Source organism: Longimicrobium sp. (assembly GCF_036399255.1).
In the GTDB taxonomy this organism is placed as follows: Bacteria; Gemmatimonadota; Gemmatimonadetes; order Longimicrobiales; family Longimicrobiaceae; genus Longimicrobium.
Map to the genome: position 1 here is coordinate 1 of NZ_DASWNM010000130.1, position 14,858 is coordinate 14,858.

The following is a 14,858-nucleotide window of genomic DNA, read 5'->3' on the forward strand; positions in this document are numbered from 1 at the left end:
AATCTACTTTCGGATTGCTGGAGGGCAGACGCGGTAGCCGTGCCTGCTTCGCGGCTACGACACGGGCGGACAGAGCCAGTGCCGGAGCGGTGCGGCGGGGCACCAGCAGCAGACAGTAGATTTCTCAGTCGGCGCGCAGGAGTTCGGGCGAGCCGATGGTGCGGTGTGGCGCCTCCTTCGAAATGACATACGGGCGCGAGCGCAGGGGATTCTCAAACACACTCTGATATGAGGAACCCCGGACCCACGCGTCCGAGGAATCCGCTTCCCGTTTCCTGGCGGCCTGCCGCAACGCCCCGGACCGGCCCTGTCTGGCTGTTTCGCCGCCGCGGCGATGGCGCGGGCTACCGCGTCCGGGCTCGAGCGGACCGACGGTAGATTCTTCGGCCCTGCAACCCGCGGCGCATTCGTCCGGCGGCAGTGTGGCCGCGCCCCGGAATGACAGGCCTGTTGTCATCCAGCGGGGTGCGCGCGGCGCCGAATGACTCGGAATGACCGTGCGCCAGACGTTGTATCCGTCCCCTTTCCGGATCGGCGTTACCGCACGCGCCTGCACTCCGCGGGCAGTGCCGCGTCGCCCTGTGCGGGGAGGGCGGCCAGGCAGCGGCGCAGGTGGGCGGAGAAGACCCGCGCGCCTTCGGGATTCATGTGGTCGCTGTCGCGGAACAGCTCCACGCGCCGGATGAACGCGGGATCCTGCCCGAAGTCCATCCACACCACGTTGGAATGCTTCAGCAGCGGCGCCAGCGCCTGCCGCGTGGCGGGGGCGCGCCGCGTCATGTAGCGCGGATAGGTCTCGTGGTACGGCGGCGTGTACAGGACCATGCGGATTCCGCGCGCTTCCAGGCTTCGCGCCAGCTTTTCCAGCCGCGCGACGGCGCGCGCGGGGGTGGTGGGGTCGTTCACGACCGATTCGTCCGCCCCGGCCGGGTGGCCGGTGGGGCGGGGCGGGCGGTCGCGCGCGGCCGGGTCGGGGACGAACGGGGGGGGAGGCGGCTCCTGCGCACGGCCGTCGCGGGTCAGGCGCACGGGCTCGCGCGGATGGCCTGGACGCAGCAGGCGCAGGGCCACGCCGGACCAGTGGTCCGACCGCGAGATCGGCGAGAAGACCGCGGACAGCCACAGGGCGCCGTCGCCCGGGATGAAGCGCGGGATGGCGGTGCGGGCGTAGGTGCGCCGGCGGATGCCGGACAGGTCTTCGCTGGTCATGGCGGCGTGGTCCAGCCGCTCCAGCCCGTACGAGGTGGTCATCAGCACGTACCGCAGCCGCGGCGCGCGCTCCACCGCGTACTGCGCCAGGTACGCCGCCTCGAACACGTCCTGCCCGCCCTCGTACAGGTGCATCCCCTCCACCCCCAGGGCGCCGAAGTCCAGCGCGCGGGTGTGCGAGTTGCCCACGCTCACCGCCTGCAGGGAAGGGCTGCGCTGGCGGAACATCGCGATCTTCGCCCGCATCTCGGGAAAGACGGGGTCCACGGCCTCGCTGAGCGCGTACGCGGCCGCCATGCACAGCACGGCGCCCGCGCAAAAGGCCGCCCCCAGACCCAGGCGCCGCATCATCCCCATCAGAACTGGAAGTAGTAGAACTCGACCACGTCGAACTCACCGAACATCAGCACCACCATGCCGATCGCGTACGCGGTGGACCAGCGCACCCAGCGCGGCTGCACGGCGAACCACTCCGCCCAACGGAACGTCCGTCCCACGCCGTCCACCACCAGGAACACGCCGATGGCCGCCACCGCCAGCATCATCTCGTAGTCGTTCACGGGCAGGGCCGGCAGCGAGAAAAGCGTCGTGGGCGCGCGGAGCAGGGTGCCGTACATCTCGGCCGCGCGGCCCAGGCTGGGCGCGCGGAAAAAGATGTTGGCCAGCGCCATCAGGTTGAACATGAAGAGCACGGCCACCACCAGCCGCGCCCGCAGCAGCAGCGCGCCCGCGCCGGCCCGCCGCCGCGACAGCGACTCCGCCGCGCGGTTCCACCAGCGGTCGCGCCTGCGGCGGGTGGAGTCGCCCACGATCACGAAGACGGCGTTCACCAGCCCCCACGCCGCGAACGTCCACGCCGCGCCGTGCCACAGGCCGCTGGCCAGGAACACGATGAGGATGTTGCGGGCCCACCTGGGGCGCCCCGGCCGGCTGAAGCCCAGCGGGCGCGCAAGGTAGTCGCGAAACCACGACATCAGCGAGATGTGCCAGCGCCGCCACACCTCGGACGTGCTGGACGAAAGGTACGCGCGGTCGAAGTTCTCCATCAGCTTGAAGTCCATCACCCGCGCCGCGCCGATGGCGATGTGGGTGTAGCCGCTGAAGTCCGCGTAGATCTGGAAGTAGAAGAAGTACGCCGCCAGCATGACGGCGCCCGCCGTCTGCGGCTCGCCGTTGCCCGCGAAGATGTCGTTCACCACGGGGGCCAGCCGGTCGGCGATCACCACCTTCTGGAAGAAGCCCCACCCCATCAGCGTCAATCCGCTCACCACCCGCCCGCCGTGAAAGCGCTTCACTTCGTAGAACTGCGGAAGCAGGCTCTGCGCGCGCTCGATGGGCCCCGCCACCAGCTGGGGAAAGAACGAGACGTACAGGGCAAAGCGCCCCAGGTGCCGCTCCGCGGGCAGGCCGCGGTACACGTCGATGGAGTACGCCAGCGTCTGGAAGGTGTAGAAGCTGATGCCCACGGGAAGCAGCGGGTGGAACGCCGGCGAATCCTCCAGCACAAGGCCCAGCGGGCTGGCGATGGACTGCAGCGTGTCCGTGAGGAACCCCACGTACTTGAAGTAGCCCAGCATCGTCAGGTTCAGCACCAGGCTCACCATCAGCCACGCCTTGCGCCGGGCCTGCGTGGAGGCGCCGTCCATCCGTAGCGCCACCGCCCAGTCCACCGTGGTGCACACCATCAGCAGCAGCAGGTACTCCGCCTTCCACCAGCCGTAGAACAGGTAGCTGGCCGCCAGCAGCACCACCCACCGCCAGCGGTGCGGCGTCGCGAAGAACAGCGCGACGACGGTGGGAAAGAAGAGTACGAATACGATGGAGTTGAACAGCATCCAGGTACGGAAGTTCGGCGAACGGTGTCATTCTGACTGAGGGAGGCGCTCGCCGGGTTCTTCTCCGCTGCACCATCGCCTGTGCGCCGAAGAATCTGCCGGATGGGCGCACGATCCTGTCGCCTACGCCGGGTCCGGCGTGAGGAGCCCCCGTTTCCGAAGGAGATTCTTCGGTCGGCGAGCGGGCACCGGGCGCGAAGACGGTGTCGCGCGGTGCCTCCCTCAGAGGGTGTTGCTAAACCCCTAACCTCACAAAGAAGCGATGACTTCCTGAGGGAGCGCACCACGTGTAACCCGATTCCACGCAACCGCCTGCGCGCGACCGAAGGATCTCGTCTCGGTGGCGAAGGGGTCAGATCAGCGCACGGGACCAGCCCTGTCGCTCTGCTGGCGAGGTCCTTCGGTCGGCGCCAGGGTGCAGTGTACAAGCGAGTTACCGGGCGGCGCCTCCCTCAGGAAGTCAATCACGCTGGGAGGTTTGGCAACACCCTCTCAGAATGACACGTAACGTCCCGGCCCTTCCGCGGCGCTTTACTGATAGCCCGCGGCGCCGGCCTCGAAGACGAAGTGGGGCGTGTAGTCTCCCGGGCTGAAGACGCGCCATGCCTCCTGGCGCGTGCTCTGGGGCAGGATGCGCAATTCGTACGGCCCGGCGAAGCGGAGGGTCAGGTCGCCGGCCGCCGTGGCGTCGACCTCCCGCACCACGAAGTCGTCGCCGTGGTTCTCGTTGCGCCGCTTCGCTTCGTTCAGCGGAAACAGCTGGCCCAGCAGGTGGTCGCGCAGGTTGGGCCCCTCGTCCCAGTGCCACCCCTCGGGCGCAGGCACTTCCACCGGCTCCCACACGTCCGACCGGCCGGTGATGGTCCCTGTCGCCAGGTGGTCCAGCCGCCACGGCGCCGACACGTGCAGCGCGTACGGCGGCACCTCGCGCTTCCCCACAGTGTAGAGCTCGCCGAAGCCCAGCGTGAGCATCTCCACCGCGCGAGTGACGGTGCTCAGCCGCAGCCCCACGAGCGGCTGCACGGCGGCGCGGATGGCGGGGAGTGCTTCGGCGAACGGAATGGTTTCCGGATGCTCGCTACTCACCGCGGAACACCGGCTTCCGCTTCTCGTTGAACGCGGAGATGCCCTCCCGGGCGTCCGCGGAGCGGAAGCAGCGCATCTGCTGCTCGCGCTCCGCCGCCAGCATGGCGTCCAGGCCGGAGTCCAGCGAGGCGGCGAGGGTGCGCTTCGCCAGGCGCAGCGCCAGCGGCGGCTTGGCGGCCAGGTCCCTGGCGAGCTTCTTCAGCTCGTCCTCGAACCAGTCCTCCGCCACCACGCGCTCGAACAGCCCCATCCGCTCCGCCTCGCGCGCCTCCACCATCCGCCCGCTCATCACCAGCTCCGCGGCGCGGCCGGGGCCCACCAGGCGGGGCAGGGTGTACGTGGCGCCCCAGTCCGGGTGCAGGCCGATGCGGTTGAACGTGATTCCAATCGTCGCGCGTTCGGACGCAAAGCGGAAGTCGCAGGCCAGCGCCAGCGACGCGCCCGCGCCCGCCGCGGGGCCGTTCACCGCCGCGATGGTGGGCTGCTCCACCGCGCGCAGACGCTGGACGACGCGCATCCCCGCCTGCACCAGCGTCTCGAAGGTGGCGTCGTCGCCGCGCTGGAGGAGGTCGCTCATCACCTCCACGTCCGCGCCGGTGCAAAAGCCGCGGCCCGCGCCGGTGATCACCAGCACCCGCACGTCGGGGGACGATGCCGCGCGGTCGATGGCGTCGTGCAGGTCGTCGCGCATCGTCCCCGCGAAGGCGTTCAGCCGGTCGGGGCGGTTCAGGGTAATCCACGCGACGCCGTCTTCCACGCGCAGCAGGACCGTGTCGGCGGCCAGGGGTGCGCGCGGGCTCATCCTTCGACCCGCTCCACGATCATCGAGATCCCCTGGCCCACGCCGATGCACATGGACGCCAGCCCGTAGCGCACCCCCTGCCGGTGCATCTCGTGGACGAGCGTGGTGAGGATGCGCGCCCCCGACGAGCCCAGCGGGTGCCCCACCGCCACCGCGCCGCCGGAGACGTTCACGATCTCGGGGTCGATGCCCAGTTCGCGGACGCAGGCCACGGACTGCGCCGCGAACGCCTCGTTCAGCTCCACCAGCCCCATGTCGCCGACCGAAAGCCCCGCCAGCGCCAGCGCCTTGCGCGTGGCCGGCACCGGGCCGATCCCCATCCGCTGCGGCTCCACCCCCGCCACCGCGCTGGCCACGATGCGCGCCATCGGCTTCCTGCCCAGCCGCTCCGCCGCCGCGCCCGATGCGACGAGCAGCGCCGACGCGCCGTCGTTCAGCCCCGACGCGTTCCCCGCCGTCACCGTCCCGCGCTCCTTGCGGAAGGCCGCCTTGAGGCCCGCCAGCGACTCCAGCGTGGTGTCCGCGCGCGGGTGCTCGTCCGTGTCGACGACCTTCGGCGGCCCCTTTCGCTGCGGGATCTCCACGGAGACGATCTCGCTGGCGAAGTGGCCGGCGGCGATGGCCTTTGCCGCGCGCTGCTGGCTGGCGAACGCGAACGCGTCCTGGTCCTCGCGCGAGACGTTGAACTCCTCCGCCACGATCTCCGCCGTCTCGCCGAGCGAGACCGTCCACTCCGCCGGCATCTTCGGGTTGACGAAGCGCCAGCCCAGCAGCGAATCCGCCATCTGCGGAACGCCGCGCGCGTAGCCCTCTTCCGGCTTCAGCGTCACCCAGGGTGCGCGCGTCATGCTCTCGACGCCGCCCGCGATGAAGGTTTCGCCCTCGCCCGCGCGGATGGCGTGCATGGCGCTGCGGACGGCTTCGAGTCCCGATCCGCAGAGCCGGTTCACCGTCTGGCCGGGGACGGAGACGGGAAGGCCGGCCAGCAGCAGCGCCATGCGTCCCACGTTGCGGTTGTCCTCGCCCGCCTGGTTGGCGCACCCGAAGATCACGTCGTCCACGACGGCCGGGTCGATCCCCGTCCGCCGCACGATCGCCTTTACCACGGTGGCGGCCAGGTCGTCCGGCCGCACGGATGCCAGCGAGCCGCCAAAGCGCCCGACTGGCGTCCGGACGGCGTCCAGGATGTATGCGTCAGTCATGGAAAGCAGTGCGTGAGTGCGGAAGTGCGCCAGTGCGTGAGTTGGGACATGCCGCGCCTCCGGCCTTTACGCCCCAAAAGTGGCCGGTGTCGACCAAGAACGGATGCCGGATCATCGGCCGATGCGGATCGTCTTCGTAGTTCGAGCCAACAGCCCGCGGATCGGACGTAGACGCTGGAGGCCAGAGCCCGGCGGCATCCAACGCGCCGACGATCCGCCGCGTCTCCAATGCCAGCCGCACCGCATCTCCAGGGTTTTCACGCGCTTCGTGCAGCGTGTCCCCTGTGTGAGCGCGCCGGGCAACCCATCCACCCACGCGACGTATCCCGATGGAATTTTCTCGAACACCGGCTTCATCGGCATGGAAGCATCCTCCGAAAAACGCGTCAGTGCGTGAGCGGGACCACTTCCGCACTCACGCACCAACGCACTCCCGCACTTCAGCTCACCCCAGGTTCACCCACACGCTCTTGACCTGCGTGTACAGGTCCAGCGCGTAGCGGCCCAGCTCGCGGCCGTAGCCGGACTGCTTGTAGCCGCCGAACGGCGACGCCGTGTCGAGGTTGTGGTAGGTGTTGATCCACACCGTGCCCGCGCGCAGCTGGTGCGCCACGTGGTGGGCCTTGCGCACGTCGCGCGTCCACACCGCCGCCGCCAGCCCGTACTCGGTGGCGTTGCCGATCTGGATGGCCTCCTCCACGTCGCTGAACGTCTGCACCGCCAGCACCGGGCCAAAGATCTCTTCGCAGGCGATGGTCATCTTCGACTCCACCGCCCCGAAGATGGTGGGGTTCAGGAAGTAGCCGCGCTTGCCGTTCACCTCGACGCGGTCGCCGCCCAGCAGCAGCTCGGCGCCCTGGCTCTTGCCCTGGTCGATGTAGCCCATCACCCGGTCCAGCTGCTCCTCGCTCACCAGCGGCCCCAGGCGCGTCCTGGGGTCAAGCGGGTCGCCGGGAACGAAGCCGGCCGCGCGCTTGATCAGCTTTTCCACGAACTCGTCGCGGATGCTCTCGTGGACCAGCAGGCGGCTGCCCGCCGTGCAGGCCTGGCCCGTGTTGTAGAAGATGGCCATGCTGGCGCCCTTGACCGCCGCGTCGATGTCGGCGTCGTCGAGCACGATGTTGGGGCTCTTGCCGCCCAGCTCCAGCGACAGCTTCTTCAGCGTGTCGGCCGCCTGCCGCTGGATGTGCTTGCCCACCGCCGTCGATCCCGTGAACGCGATCTTGTCCACGTCGGGGTGCGCCACCAGCGCCGCGCCCGCCGGGTCGCCAAAGCCCGTGACCACGTTCAGCACGCCGGCGGGGAGCCCCGCCTCGGCGGCCGCGCGGGCCAGCTCCAGCGCCGTCAGCGGCGTCTGCTCGGCGGGCTTCAGCACCACCGTGTTTCCGCAGGCGATGGCCGGCGCCACCTTCCACGCCGCCATCTGCAGCGGGTAGTTCCACGGGATGATGGCCCCGCACACGCCCACCGGCTCGCGGCGCGTGTAGTTGAGGTACGGCCCGGGAACGGGGATCACGTCGCCGCTGATCTTGTCGGCCCACCCCGCGTAGTAGCGAAAGCAGTCGATCGACTCCTTGATGTCGATCATCCGCGCCTCGCGCACGGGCTTGCCGTTGTCCATCGTCTCCAGCCGCGCCAGCTCGTCCGCCCGCGCCTCCAGCTGGTCGGCGATGGCGTACAGCAGCTTGCCGCGCTTGCGGGCGTCCAGCTTCTGCCAGCTGTCGGCTTCGAAGGCCGTGCGGGCCGCCTTGACCGCGCGGTCCACGTCCTCGGCCGCGGCGCTGGCCACGTGGGTCAGCGTCTCGGCGGTGGCGGGGTTGATGGTGTCGAACGTTTCGCCCGAGGCGGCGTCCTGCCACTCGCCCCCGATGAACAGCCGTCCGGGCTGGATCTCCAGCGTCGCCGTGTCGGTCATCTTACCGTATCTCAAAGAAGTTCGGATTGGCTGCCCTCGGTTCCCGCGACCGCGGACCGCGACTGCACGGACTGCGGCTACGGACCTGCACGATCCGGGCGTGGGCGTTCGGGCGGATCTGGCGCGACCCGCGGGCGCCCCCTCCGGGCTCGCATGACTCGCCCACCTCCCCCAAAACTGCTGGGGGAGGTTGGGGTGGGGCAGGGGTGCAGGCGCGGCGACATGCATCACGCTGGCGCCCGACGGGGTGCCCCTCCCCCGGCCCCTCCCCGTTCGTTCCTCACGGAGAGGGAGAATTCGATCCCGCTTCGACGGGTCTCAGGCGTGTTCGGCTGACTGCTCTCAACCCGCCACGTGGCGGGGGGCACTTGCCCTTGCCCCGCAGCCGCCAGTCCGCGAAGGCGGACTTCGTGTGGTTGTTGCAGCGAAGTCATTCGCCCCTGCAGCCCCTGCAGCAGCCCTCGCCACCCCAACCTGCCGAAGCGCGGCCCGCTGTCCCCTGAACCTGTTCCCTATTCCCTATTCCCTGTTCCCTGTTCCCTGTTCCCTGGAACGACACGAGGCGCCCGACCAACGATCGGGCGCCTCGCATCCGCCGCGCCGGGCTACTTGCCGGTGAACGACGCGGTGCGCTTCTCCACGTACGCGTTCAGCCCTTCCTTGGCGTCCTGCGAGTTGAAGAGCAGCGCCTGCAGTTCGCGCTCCAGCGCCAGGCCCTGCTCCAGCGGCAGCTCGGCGCCGCTCTGGCAGCTGCGCTTGATGTTGCCCACCGCGAAGGTGGCCTTGTTGGGGCGCGTGAACTGGCGCGCGTACTCCAGCACCGAGGCCAGGAACGCGTCGCGCCCCTCGGCGTCGAGCACCCGGTTCACGATGCCCATGGCCGCGGCCTCGTCGAAGTCGATGTTGTTCCCCTGCACCATCAGCTCGATGGCCTTGCTGGTGCCGACGAGCTTGGTGAGGCGCTGCGTGCCGCCGGTGCCGGGAAGCACGCCCAGCGCCACCTCGGGCAGGCCGATCTTGCCGGCGCCGCGGCGCGCGATGCGAAGGTCCGCCGCCATGGCGATCTCCAGGCCGCCGCCCACGGTGTGGCCGTTGAGCGCCGCGATCACCAGCTTGGGCGTGTGCTCGAGCTTGAGCAGCGTCTCGTTGGCGTGCAGGCAGAAGTAGTACTTCCAGGTGGGGTCGGCCTTCTGCAGCATGTTGATGTTGGCGCCCGCGCAGAAGAACTTTTCGCCCTTGCCGGTGATGACGATCACGTCCACCGTGTTGTCGAACCGCGCGCGCAGGATGCAGGCGTCCAGCTGCCGCATCATCTCGTGCGTGTACGTGTTCGCCGGCGGGTCGTCCAGCGTGAAGATGGCGACGCCGTCCTGCACCTCGTAGTGCACCAGCGTCTGGGTCTCGGTCGGGACTTCAGCGGTCGCGGTAGCCATCGTTCTCGTCTGGTCGTTTGAGGAAGTGAAACGTGCGCGGGGGCCGGGGACTACTCCTCGGCCCCCGCCGTGCGCCAGATGCTGGGGCGGCTGTCGCCCGGGGTGGCGTCGGTGGCCCCCGCGGGGACCACGGCGCCCGCCGGCAGAAACCCCTCCACGAAGATGCGGTACATGTCGTCGACGATCTTGTCCAGCGACACGTCGCGGTCGGGGCGGTGCCAGTTGTACAGCCAGTTCATCATCCCGAACATGGCGAAGGTCGCCACGCGCGGGTCCACGTCGCCCTGGGGGCGCAGCGCGGTCAGGATCTCCATGGCGATCTCGGTGAGCCGCCGCTTCTTGGCGTTCACCCGGCGCCGGAAGTCGCCCGTCAGCGCCTCGGCCTCGTGTGAGAGCACCTTCATCTCGGCCTGGTTGGCGACGAAGTAGCGAAGGTGGTTCTCCATCAGCAGCCGCAGCCGCCGCAGGGGCTGCTCCTCGTCCTCCAGCAGCCGCTCCAGGTTGGCCAGCAGCGTGCCGAACGCGTGGTCCTGGATCAGGAAGAGCAGCTCTTCCTTGCTGTTGAAGTAGTAGTACAGCCCCGACAGGCTCACGCCGGTGGCGCGGGCGATGTCGCGGATGCTGGCCTGGTGGTAGCCCTTCTCCGCGAAGATCTGCGCGGCGGTGCGGAGAATGCTTTCCAGCTTCTCGTCGTACGCGCTTCTCTCGTCGGTCATCAGCCCTGGCTGCACGGCGAAAACGGGGTTCGAACGTCCGTCAACCTATCCCGCGGCCGGAAACGGTGTCAAGCACGGGCGCCCCGTTTGCGGTTGACCCGCCGCGCTCCCTTGGGTAGCTTTCCGGGCAGCCGTTTTTCCGCACCGTGGTTCCCTTTTCCGCTCCCCCCCGATGCCGCTCTTCACCCGCCGCGCGCTCGCCGCGCTGGCCGTTCTGCTGCTCGCCGCGTGCGACGACGGGCCCACGGGCCCCACGTCGTACGTGCAGCACGCGGCGGGCGGCGACTGGGTGGCGGTCATGGAGCCGGTGGGGCTGCCGCGGGTGGAAACCTGGCTTCCCTACATCGACGGCGGCACCGTGGCGGGCGCCGCCGTGCGCGAGATGCGGGAGCGCGCGCGGCAGTTTCGCCTGGCGGGGCGGGTGGAGGAGGCGCTGCAGATGGAGGACGAGATGATGCGCTTCGCCTCGCGCGCCCTGACCCGCACGCCCGAGCCGGCGCGCCTGCTGGCCTCGGCGGCCGCGCTGGACACGTGGGTGGACCGCGCGCGCGCCCGGCTGGAGACGGGAAGCTACCCCGAGCTGGCCGCCGCCGCCGCCGCCGTGGCGCTGCTGGCCGACTCCGCGCGCGGGTCGCTGGCCGCGGGCGACACGGGGCGCGCGGTGCTGCAGCTTACCCGCGGCGCCGGCACGGCGCGGGAGCACGCGCCGCTGGCGGTGGGGCTGCGGCTGATGGGCGCCGTGGAGGCGCGGCTGGCCGCCGGGGCGGGGGAGAGCGCCGGCGTGCGCCGCGCCCGCCACCTGCTGGCCGACGCCCGCGACGGACTGGCGACCGGCGACAGCCTGCGCGCGCTGCGCCGGGCCGTGTACGCCCTGCAGCTGCTGGACGCCGAGGGAATCTCCGTCCCGGCTTCGCCCCGCAAGACGGTTGATTCGCTGCGCCCCTTGCAGTAGATTCGGCGCGCCTGTGCCGAGTCACGTCGTAGGTGAAGGGAGGCCGGAGTGGCGAAATTGGTAGCACGCACCTGACTCAAAATCAGGCGGGAGCAATCCCGTGGGGGTTCGAGTCCCCCCTCCGGCACTTACAGAGGCACCCTGCTGAGCGTCAGCAGGGTGCCTGTTTTTACGCCCGACCGATGCAAGGTTCCGGTATAAACGTGTGCCTGCAGCCCTGCAGCGACAGCCAACAGGGTTTCTGACAAGCCATGCGGTTAGCACATCACTTCCACTCCTTTACTCCGAGCCGTCAGGTCCGTCCGACACCTCGATCTGGTTGACCGAGGGTAAAAATGTGCCTGCATCGGTGCCTTCGCTGAGCCACTGATGGGTGAGCCACAGTGTGTCAGGGTCTAGAATCCACCGATCCACCTTCTCGTAAGACAAAACCGGCCGGCCCTGTAACACGGGGATGCCCGATAGCTTGTTCGGCCAGTAGACAGCTAATGTGGTAGCATACATGTACTGGTTTACCTTGGCGAGTTGTGGCGCTCCGCCGATCGAATCGTGTGGTCCTGACGCCCGCAGCATGTCACGGATGACCTCGAATGGCTCCATGTCGATCCTCCGTTCGGCTACCTCTGGATAGCGAGTCCGTACGAGTTCGAAAAACGCTCTCTCGGCACCCTTTCGAACGTCGCCTGCGAATACTACTTGACCAATTCCCTCTGCACGTGGCTTGGTAAGCTTGGCTATAAAGCGGTCCTGCTGTGCAGAGTAACGTATCGTGTATATTTGGAATCGCTTACGCTTCCACGAATAGCCACCGATAATGAAGGAGACATCCGGATCCTTCATCTCGGCTACGGTGGTCCGAACCGCTCCAATCATGCTGTTGAAAACCTTGACCGCATGCGTCACGAAGGGCCGCAGATCCAGTACCCGCTTGAGTGATGGGGGATGAGCCTCAACAGCAAGTGCAAGCTGTAGCATGAGCGGGAAAGCCAGGTCAGTCGAGCCCGCAAAGCAAACGGCGCAATCCAGCCGAGGGAGGACAAGGAGCTTAGGACAGTAGTCAATCGTACGCCCTCCGCGAAGACGGCTGTCAGATGCAACCAACAGTTCTTCATGATCACCTATCCGGCGAACCCACGCTGCGCATATTGTCATCTGCCCTTCCTTGACTCAAATATGGCGTACCCTTAGTCGGACGTTCTGCGGCGATTCGTCCGAATCCTACCGGGCAAGTTCAAAGCGATCTACGACACAGTGCCCGCCTGAACCTGCATGCGTCTTACTCGAGAGGCAATGCAGTACACGCAGCCCAGCCGGGATTCCGAGCGCTCTGCGGGGCGCTGGACTTCGGCCCCGGCGGGCGGCTGCAACTGCGGATCCGCTGGAGGACCGCAACCCGTCCAACGGGGTGACGTTGACCCACGCGCTCATTCCTGGCGGCGGCACGTCATCGTCATACCTGCGCATGCGCGTGGCTCCGGGTGCCTTCGCGGGGTCATGCTCCGCTCCGGCGGTGTGGCTCCGCCCTCCACGATCCGTCTGGCCGTCATCCGCCGCCAGTAGCGTTGGATGGAAGAACGCGAACGGCCCGCCCTTGGTGCTCCGGGGCGGGCCGTCGTGCGTTGGTCGCCACTCTCGCGAAAAAGCTCGGTCATCCAGAGTATCTGGTGCTGCGCACACCCTTTGGCATGAAGACTCCCCTTTCCGCGAAGAACGAGCGGGGAGGGGGCCGGGGGAACGGCCCTCCGCTGGCGGGTGCATTTCCATCAGATGAGATGGTGTTCAGCCGCCGCGTCACCCGATGCGCAGCAGGTGGATGAGGGTGGCGCTCAGGGTGATGAGCACGACGAGCGAGGCGGTGACGGCGGCGATCACGCGCGGGCCCACGCGGCCCAGGATGCGCACGTCCACGCCCAAGCCCAGCGCCGCCATCGCCAGCACCGTCATCCACCGCGACACCTCGCGCACGGGGCCGGCCACCTCGGCCGGGATGATCCCCATCGACCGCGCCGCCGCCAGCAGCAGGAAGCCGGCGATGAACCACGGCACCACGCTTCCCGCCTTCAGCTTCTGCTCTCCCACCTTTCGCGCGCGAAAGGTAAAGAAGAGGATGACGGGCCCCAGCAGCAGCACGCGCACCAGCTTGACCAGCGTCCCCACCTCGCCGGCCAGCCGGCCCACGGGAAAGGTGGCCGCGATCACCTGGGGGACGGCGTACACCGTCATCCCCGCCAGCGCGCCGTACTGGTAGTCGTCCAGCCCCAGCACGGGAATCAGCAGCGGCAGGGTAAGGACCACCACCACGCCGAGGACCGCGGTAAAGGCGATGGACGACGCCACGTCTTCCTTGTCGGCCCCGATCACCGGCGCCACGGCGGCGATGGCCGAGTTGCCGCAGATGGCGTTGCCGCACGCGATCAGCGTGGCCAGCCGCGGGTTCAGCCCCAGCGCGCGGCCAATGCCGTACCCCGCCGCCAGCCCCACCGCCACCACGGTCACGATCGCCACCACCAGCGGCGCGCCGGCCCGCAGCAGCAGCGGCAGGTCCACCGACGCGCCAAGGAGAACGATGGCCATCTCCAGCACCTGCTTGGCCGCGAACTTCGTCCCGGGGTCGAAGCGCGCCGGCGGCGTCCAGGCGGTGCGGACGATCATCCCCAGCAGGATGGCCAGCACCAGCGCCTCCACCACCGCGTGGCCAAGGACGGCGACCTCGATGGACTGCAGTGCCCATGCGGCCAGGGTCACCGCGGCGGCCAGGAGCAGGCCCGGCGCCAGCGCGCGCGGGCCGGAAGTGGGGGAAGCCACGTGGAATTCGGGACGGGTGGATGATCGGGGACGGCGGACGATCCGGATCATCATCCACCCTCGAGCTCGACGTGCGCCGGCGAACAGGCTCCGGATCGCGCGCGACAAGCTAGCGTCCGGCCTGGCCCCTGTCACATCCGTCCGCGACCGATCGATCGGGTGCATCTTCTCGGCTTCGGCGGATGAGGAGCCCTCGCTGGAAACCCCTCGCGGCGGGGGCGGCACGGAGATTGACGGTGCGGCGCGGGACGGGCACCGGGCCCGCCCATCATCCCCTATCGGACGGCGAAGCGATGCTTCAGGAAGACCAGCGCAAGCAGATCGAGCAGCAGCTGCGGAAGGACCGCGAGCAGGTGCTGGAGGCCATCGGCCACTTTGCGGATGCCACGGACGAGCTGCGCGACCGCATGGGTGAGCTCAGCGCCTACGACAACCATCCGGCCGACTTCGGCTCCGAAAGCCACGAGCAGGAGCAGCAGTTCCTGCTGGCCACCATGGAGGGCCGGCGCCTGTACGCCATCGACGACGCGCTGGCGCGGCTGTACAAGGCGCCCGAGGAGTTTGGCCTGTGCGAGGTGGACGGCGAACCCATCGAGTTCGACCGGCTGATGGTGGTTCCCGAGACCCGCCTGTGCGCCCGCCACGCCCGCGAGCGCGACGAGGCCGAGGGCGTGGACGCCAACCCCCGCGAAGCCGACGGCAACGCCGAGGTGTGAGTGCGTGAGTGCGTGAGTGCGTGAGTGCGTGAGTGCGTGAGTGCGTGAGTGCGTGAGTGCGTGTGTGCGTGAGTGCGTGAGTGCGTGAGTGCGTGAGTGCGTGAGTGCGTGAGTGCGTGAGTGCGTGAGTGCGTGAGTGCGTGAGTGCGTGAGTGCGTGAGTGCGTGAGTGCGTGAGTGCGTGAGTG

Annotated in this window: 13 protein-coding genes and 1 tRNA gene; 4 read left to right on the top strand and 10 right to left on the bottom strand. The window is 68.9% G+C overall.

Annotation, left to right across the window (positions count from 1 at the left end; genetic code table 11):
- Window positions 1–537 precede the first annotated feature (537 nt).
- The 5 genes from VGC13_RS23505 to VGC13_RS23525 all read right to left on the bottom strand — a co-directional run bounded on the left by VGC13_RS23505 (window position 538) and on the right by VGC13_RS23525 (window position 6,134).
- Complete coding sequence (locus VGC13_RS23505; protein WP_331127744.1) at window positions 538–1,557, bottom strand: hypothetical protein; 1,020 nt, start codon at window positions 1,555–1,557, stop codon at window positions 538–540.
- An 8-nt stretch (window positions 1,558–1,565) separates the two neighbouring features.
- Entirely contained in the window at window positions 1,566–3,044 is a 1,479-nt protein-coding gene (locus VGC13_RS23510; RefSeq protein WP_331127745.1) for an MBOAT family O-acyltransferase, read from the bottom strand.
- Between the two features lie 531 nt (window positions 3,045–3,575).
- Window positions 3,576–4,130 carry a hypothetical protein gene (locus VGC13_RS23515; protein WP_331127746.1) on the bottom strand — a complete coding sequence of 185 codons (555 nt, stop codon included), beginning with the start codon at window positions 4,128–4,130 and terminating at the stop codon, window positions 3,576–3,578.
- Window positions 4,123–4,932, bottom strand: a complete 810-nt coding sequence (locus VGC13_RS23520; protein ID WP_331127747.1) for an enoyl-CoA hydratase/isomerase family protein — start codon at window positions 4,930–4,932, stop codon at window positions 4,123–4,125. Before VGC13_RS23520 ends, VGC13_RS23515 begins: the two co-directional genes overlap by 8 nt.
- Complete coding sequence (locus VGC13_RS23525) at window positions 4,929–6,134, bottom strand: acetyl-CoA C-acyltransferase (protein WP_331127748.1); 1,206 nt, start codon at window positions 6,132–6,134, stop codon at window positions 4,929–4,931. Before VGC13_RS23525 ends, VGC13_RS23520 begins: the two co-directional genes overlap by 4 nt.
- 121 nt (window positions 6,135–6,255) lie before the next feature.
- On the opposite strand from VGC13_RS23525, the gene VGC13_RS23530 reads away from it, so the two are divergent.
- Window positions 6,256–6,531, top strand: coding sequence for a hypothetical protein (locus VGC13_RS23530; protein ID WP_331127749.1), 276 nt, complete (start codon window positions 6,256–6,258; stop codon window positions 6,529–6,531).
- A gap of 48 nt (window positions 6,532–6,579) precedes the next feature.
- On the opposite strand, the gene VGC13_RS23535 is transcribed toward VGC13_RS23530, so the two are convergent.
- The 3 genes from VGC13_RS23535 to VGC13_RS23545 all read right to left on the bottom strand — a co-directional run bounded on the left by VGC13_RS23535 (window position 6,580) and on the right by VGC13_RS23545 (window position 10,198).
- Window positions 6,580–8,049 (bottom strand): aldehyde dehydrogenase family protein, encoded by a 1,470-nt coding sequence (locus VGC13_RS23535; protein WP_331127750.1) that lies wholly within the window; start codon window positions 8,047–8,049, stop codon window positions 6,580–6,582.
- 605 nt (window positions 8,050–8,654) lie between these two features.
- Window positions 8,655–9,482, bottom strand: a complete 828-nt coding sequence (locus tag VGC13_RS23540; RefSeq protein ID WP_331127751.1) for an enoyl-CoA hydratase/isomerase family protein — start codon at window positions 9,480–9,482, stop codon at window positions 8,655–8,657.
- Between the two features lie 50 nt (window positions 9,483–9,532).
- A complete protein-coding gene (locus VGC13_RS23545; protein ID WP_331127752.1) occupies window positions 9,533–10,198 on the bottom strand; it encodes a TetR/AcrR family transcriptional regulator in 666 nt (221 codons plus the stop codon).
- 172 nt (window positions 10,199–10,370) lie between these two features.
- Here VGC13_RS23545 and VGC13_RS23550 point away from each other — a divergent pair, with 172 nt between their 5' ends.
- Together VGC13_RS23550 and VGC13_RS23555 are read left to right on the top strand one after the other, a co-directional pair.
- Window positions 10,371–11,150: a hypothetical protein gene (locus VGC13_RS23550; RefSeq protein ID WP_331127753.1), complete on the top strand. Its 780-nt coding sequence runs from the start codon at window positions 10,371–10,373 to the stop codon at window positions 11,148–11,150.
- 42 nt (window positions 11,151–11,192) lie between these two features.
- A tRNA-Leu gene (locus VGC13_RS23555) sits at window positions 11,193–11,277 on the top strand.
- 152 nt (window positions 11,278–11,429) lie between these two features.
- On the opposite strand, the gene VGC13_RS23560 is transcribed toward VGC13_RS23555, so the two are convergent.
- A complete protein-coding gene (locus tag VGC13_RS23560) occupies window positions 11,430–12,125 on the bottom strand; it encodes a hypothetical protein (RefSeq protein WP_331127754.1) in 696 nt (231 codons plus the stop codon).
- A gap of 816 nt (window positions 12,126–12,941) precedes the next feature.
- The gene (locus VGC13_RS23565) at window positions 12,942–14,009 is read right to left on the bottom strand and encodes a YeiH family protein (protein ID WP_414683013.1); all 1,068 of its coding nucleotides are present in this window, start codon (window positions 14,007–14,009) and stop codon (window positions 12,942–12,944) included.
- A gap of 239 nt (window positions 14,010–14,248) precedes the next feature.
- Here VGC13_RS23565 and VGC13_RS23570 point away from each other — a divergent pair, with 239 nt between their 5' ends.
- Window positions 14,249–14,671 (top strand): TraR/DksA C4-type zinc finger protein, encoded by a 423-nt coding sequence (locus VGC13_RS23570; RefSeq protein WP_331127756.1) that lies wholly within the window; start codon window positions 14,249–14,251, stop codon window positions 14,669–14,671.
- The last annotated feature ends 187 nt before the right edge of the window (window positions 14,672–14,858 follow it).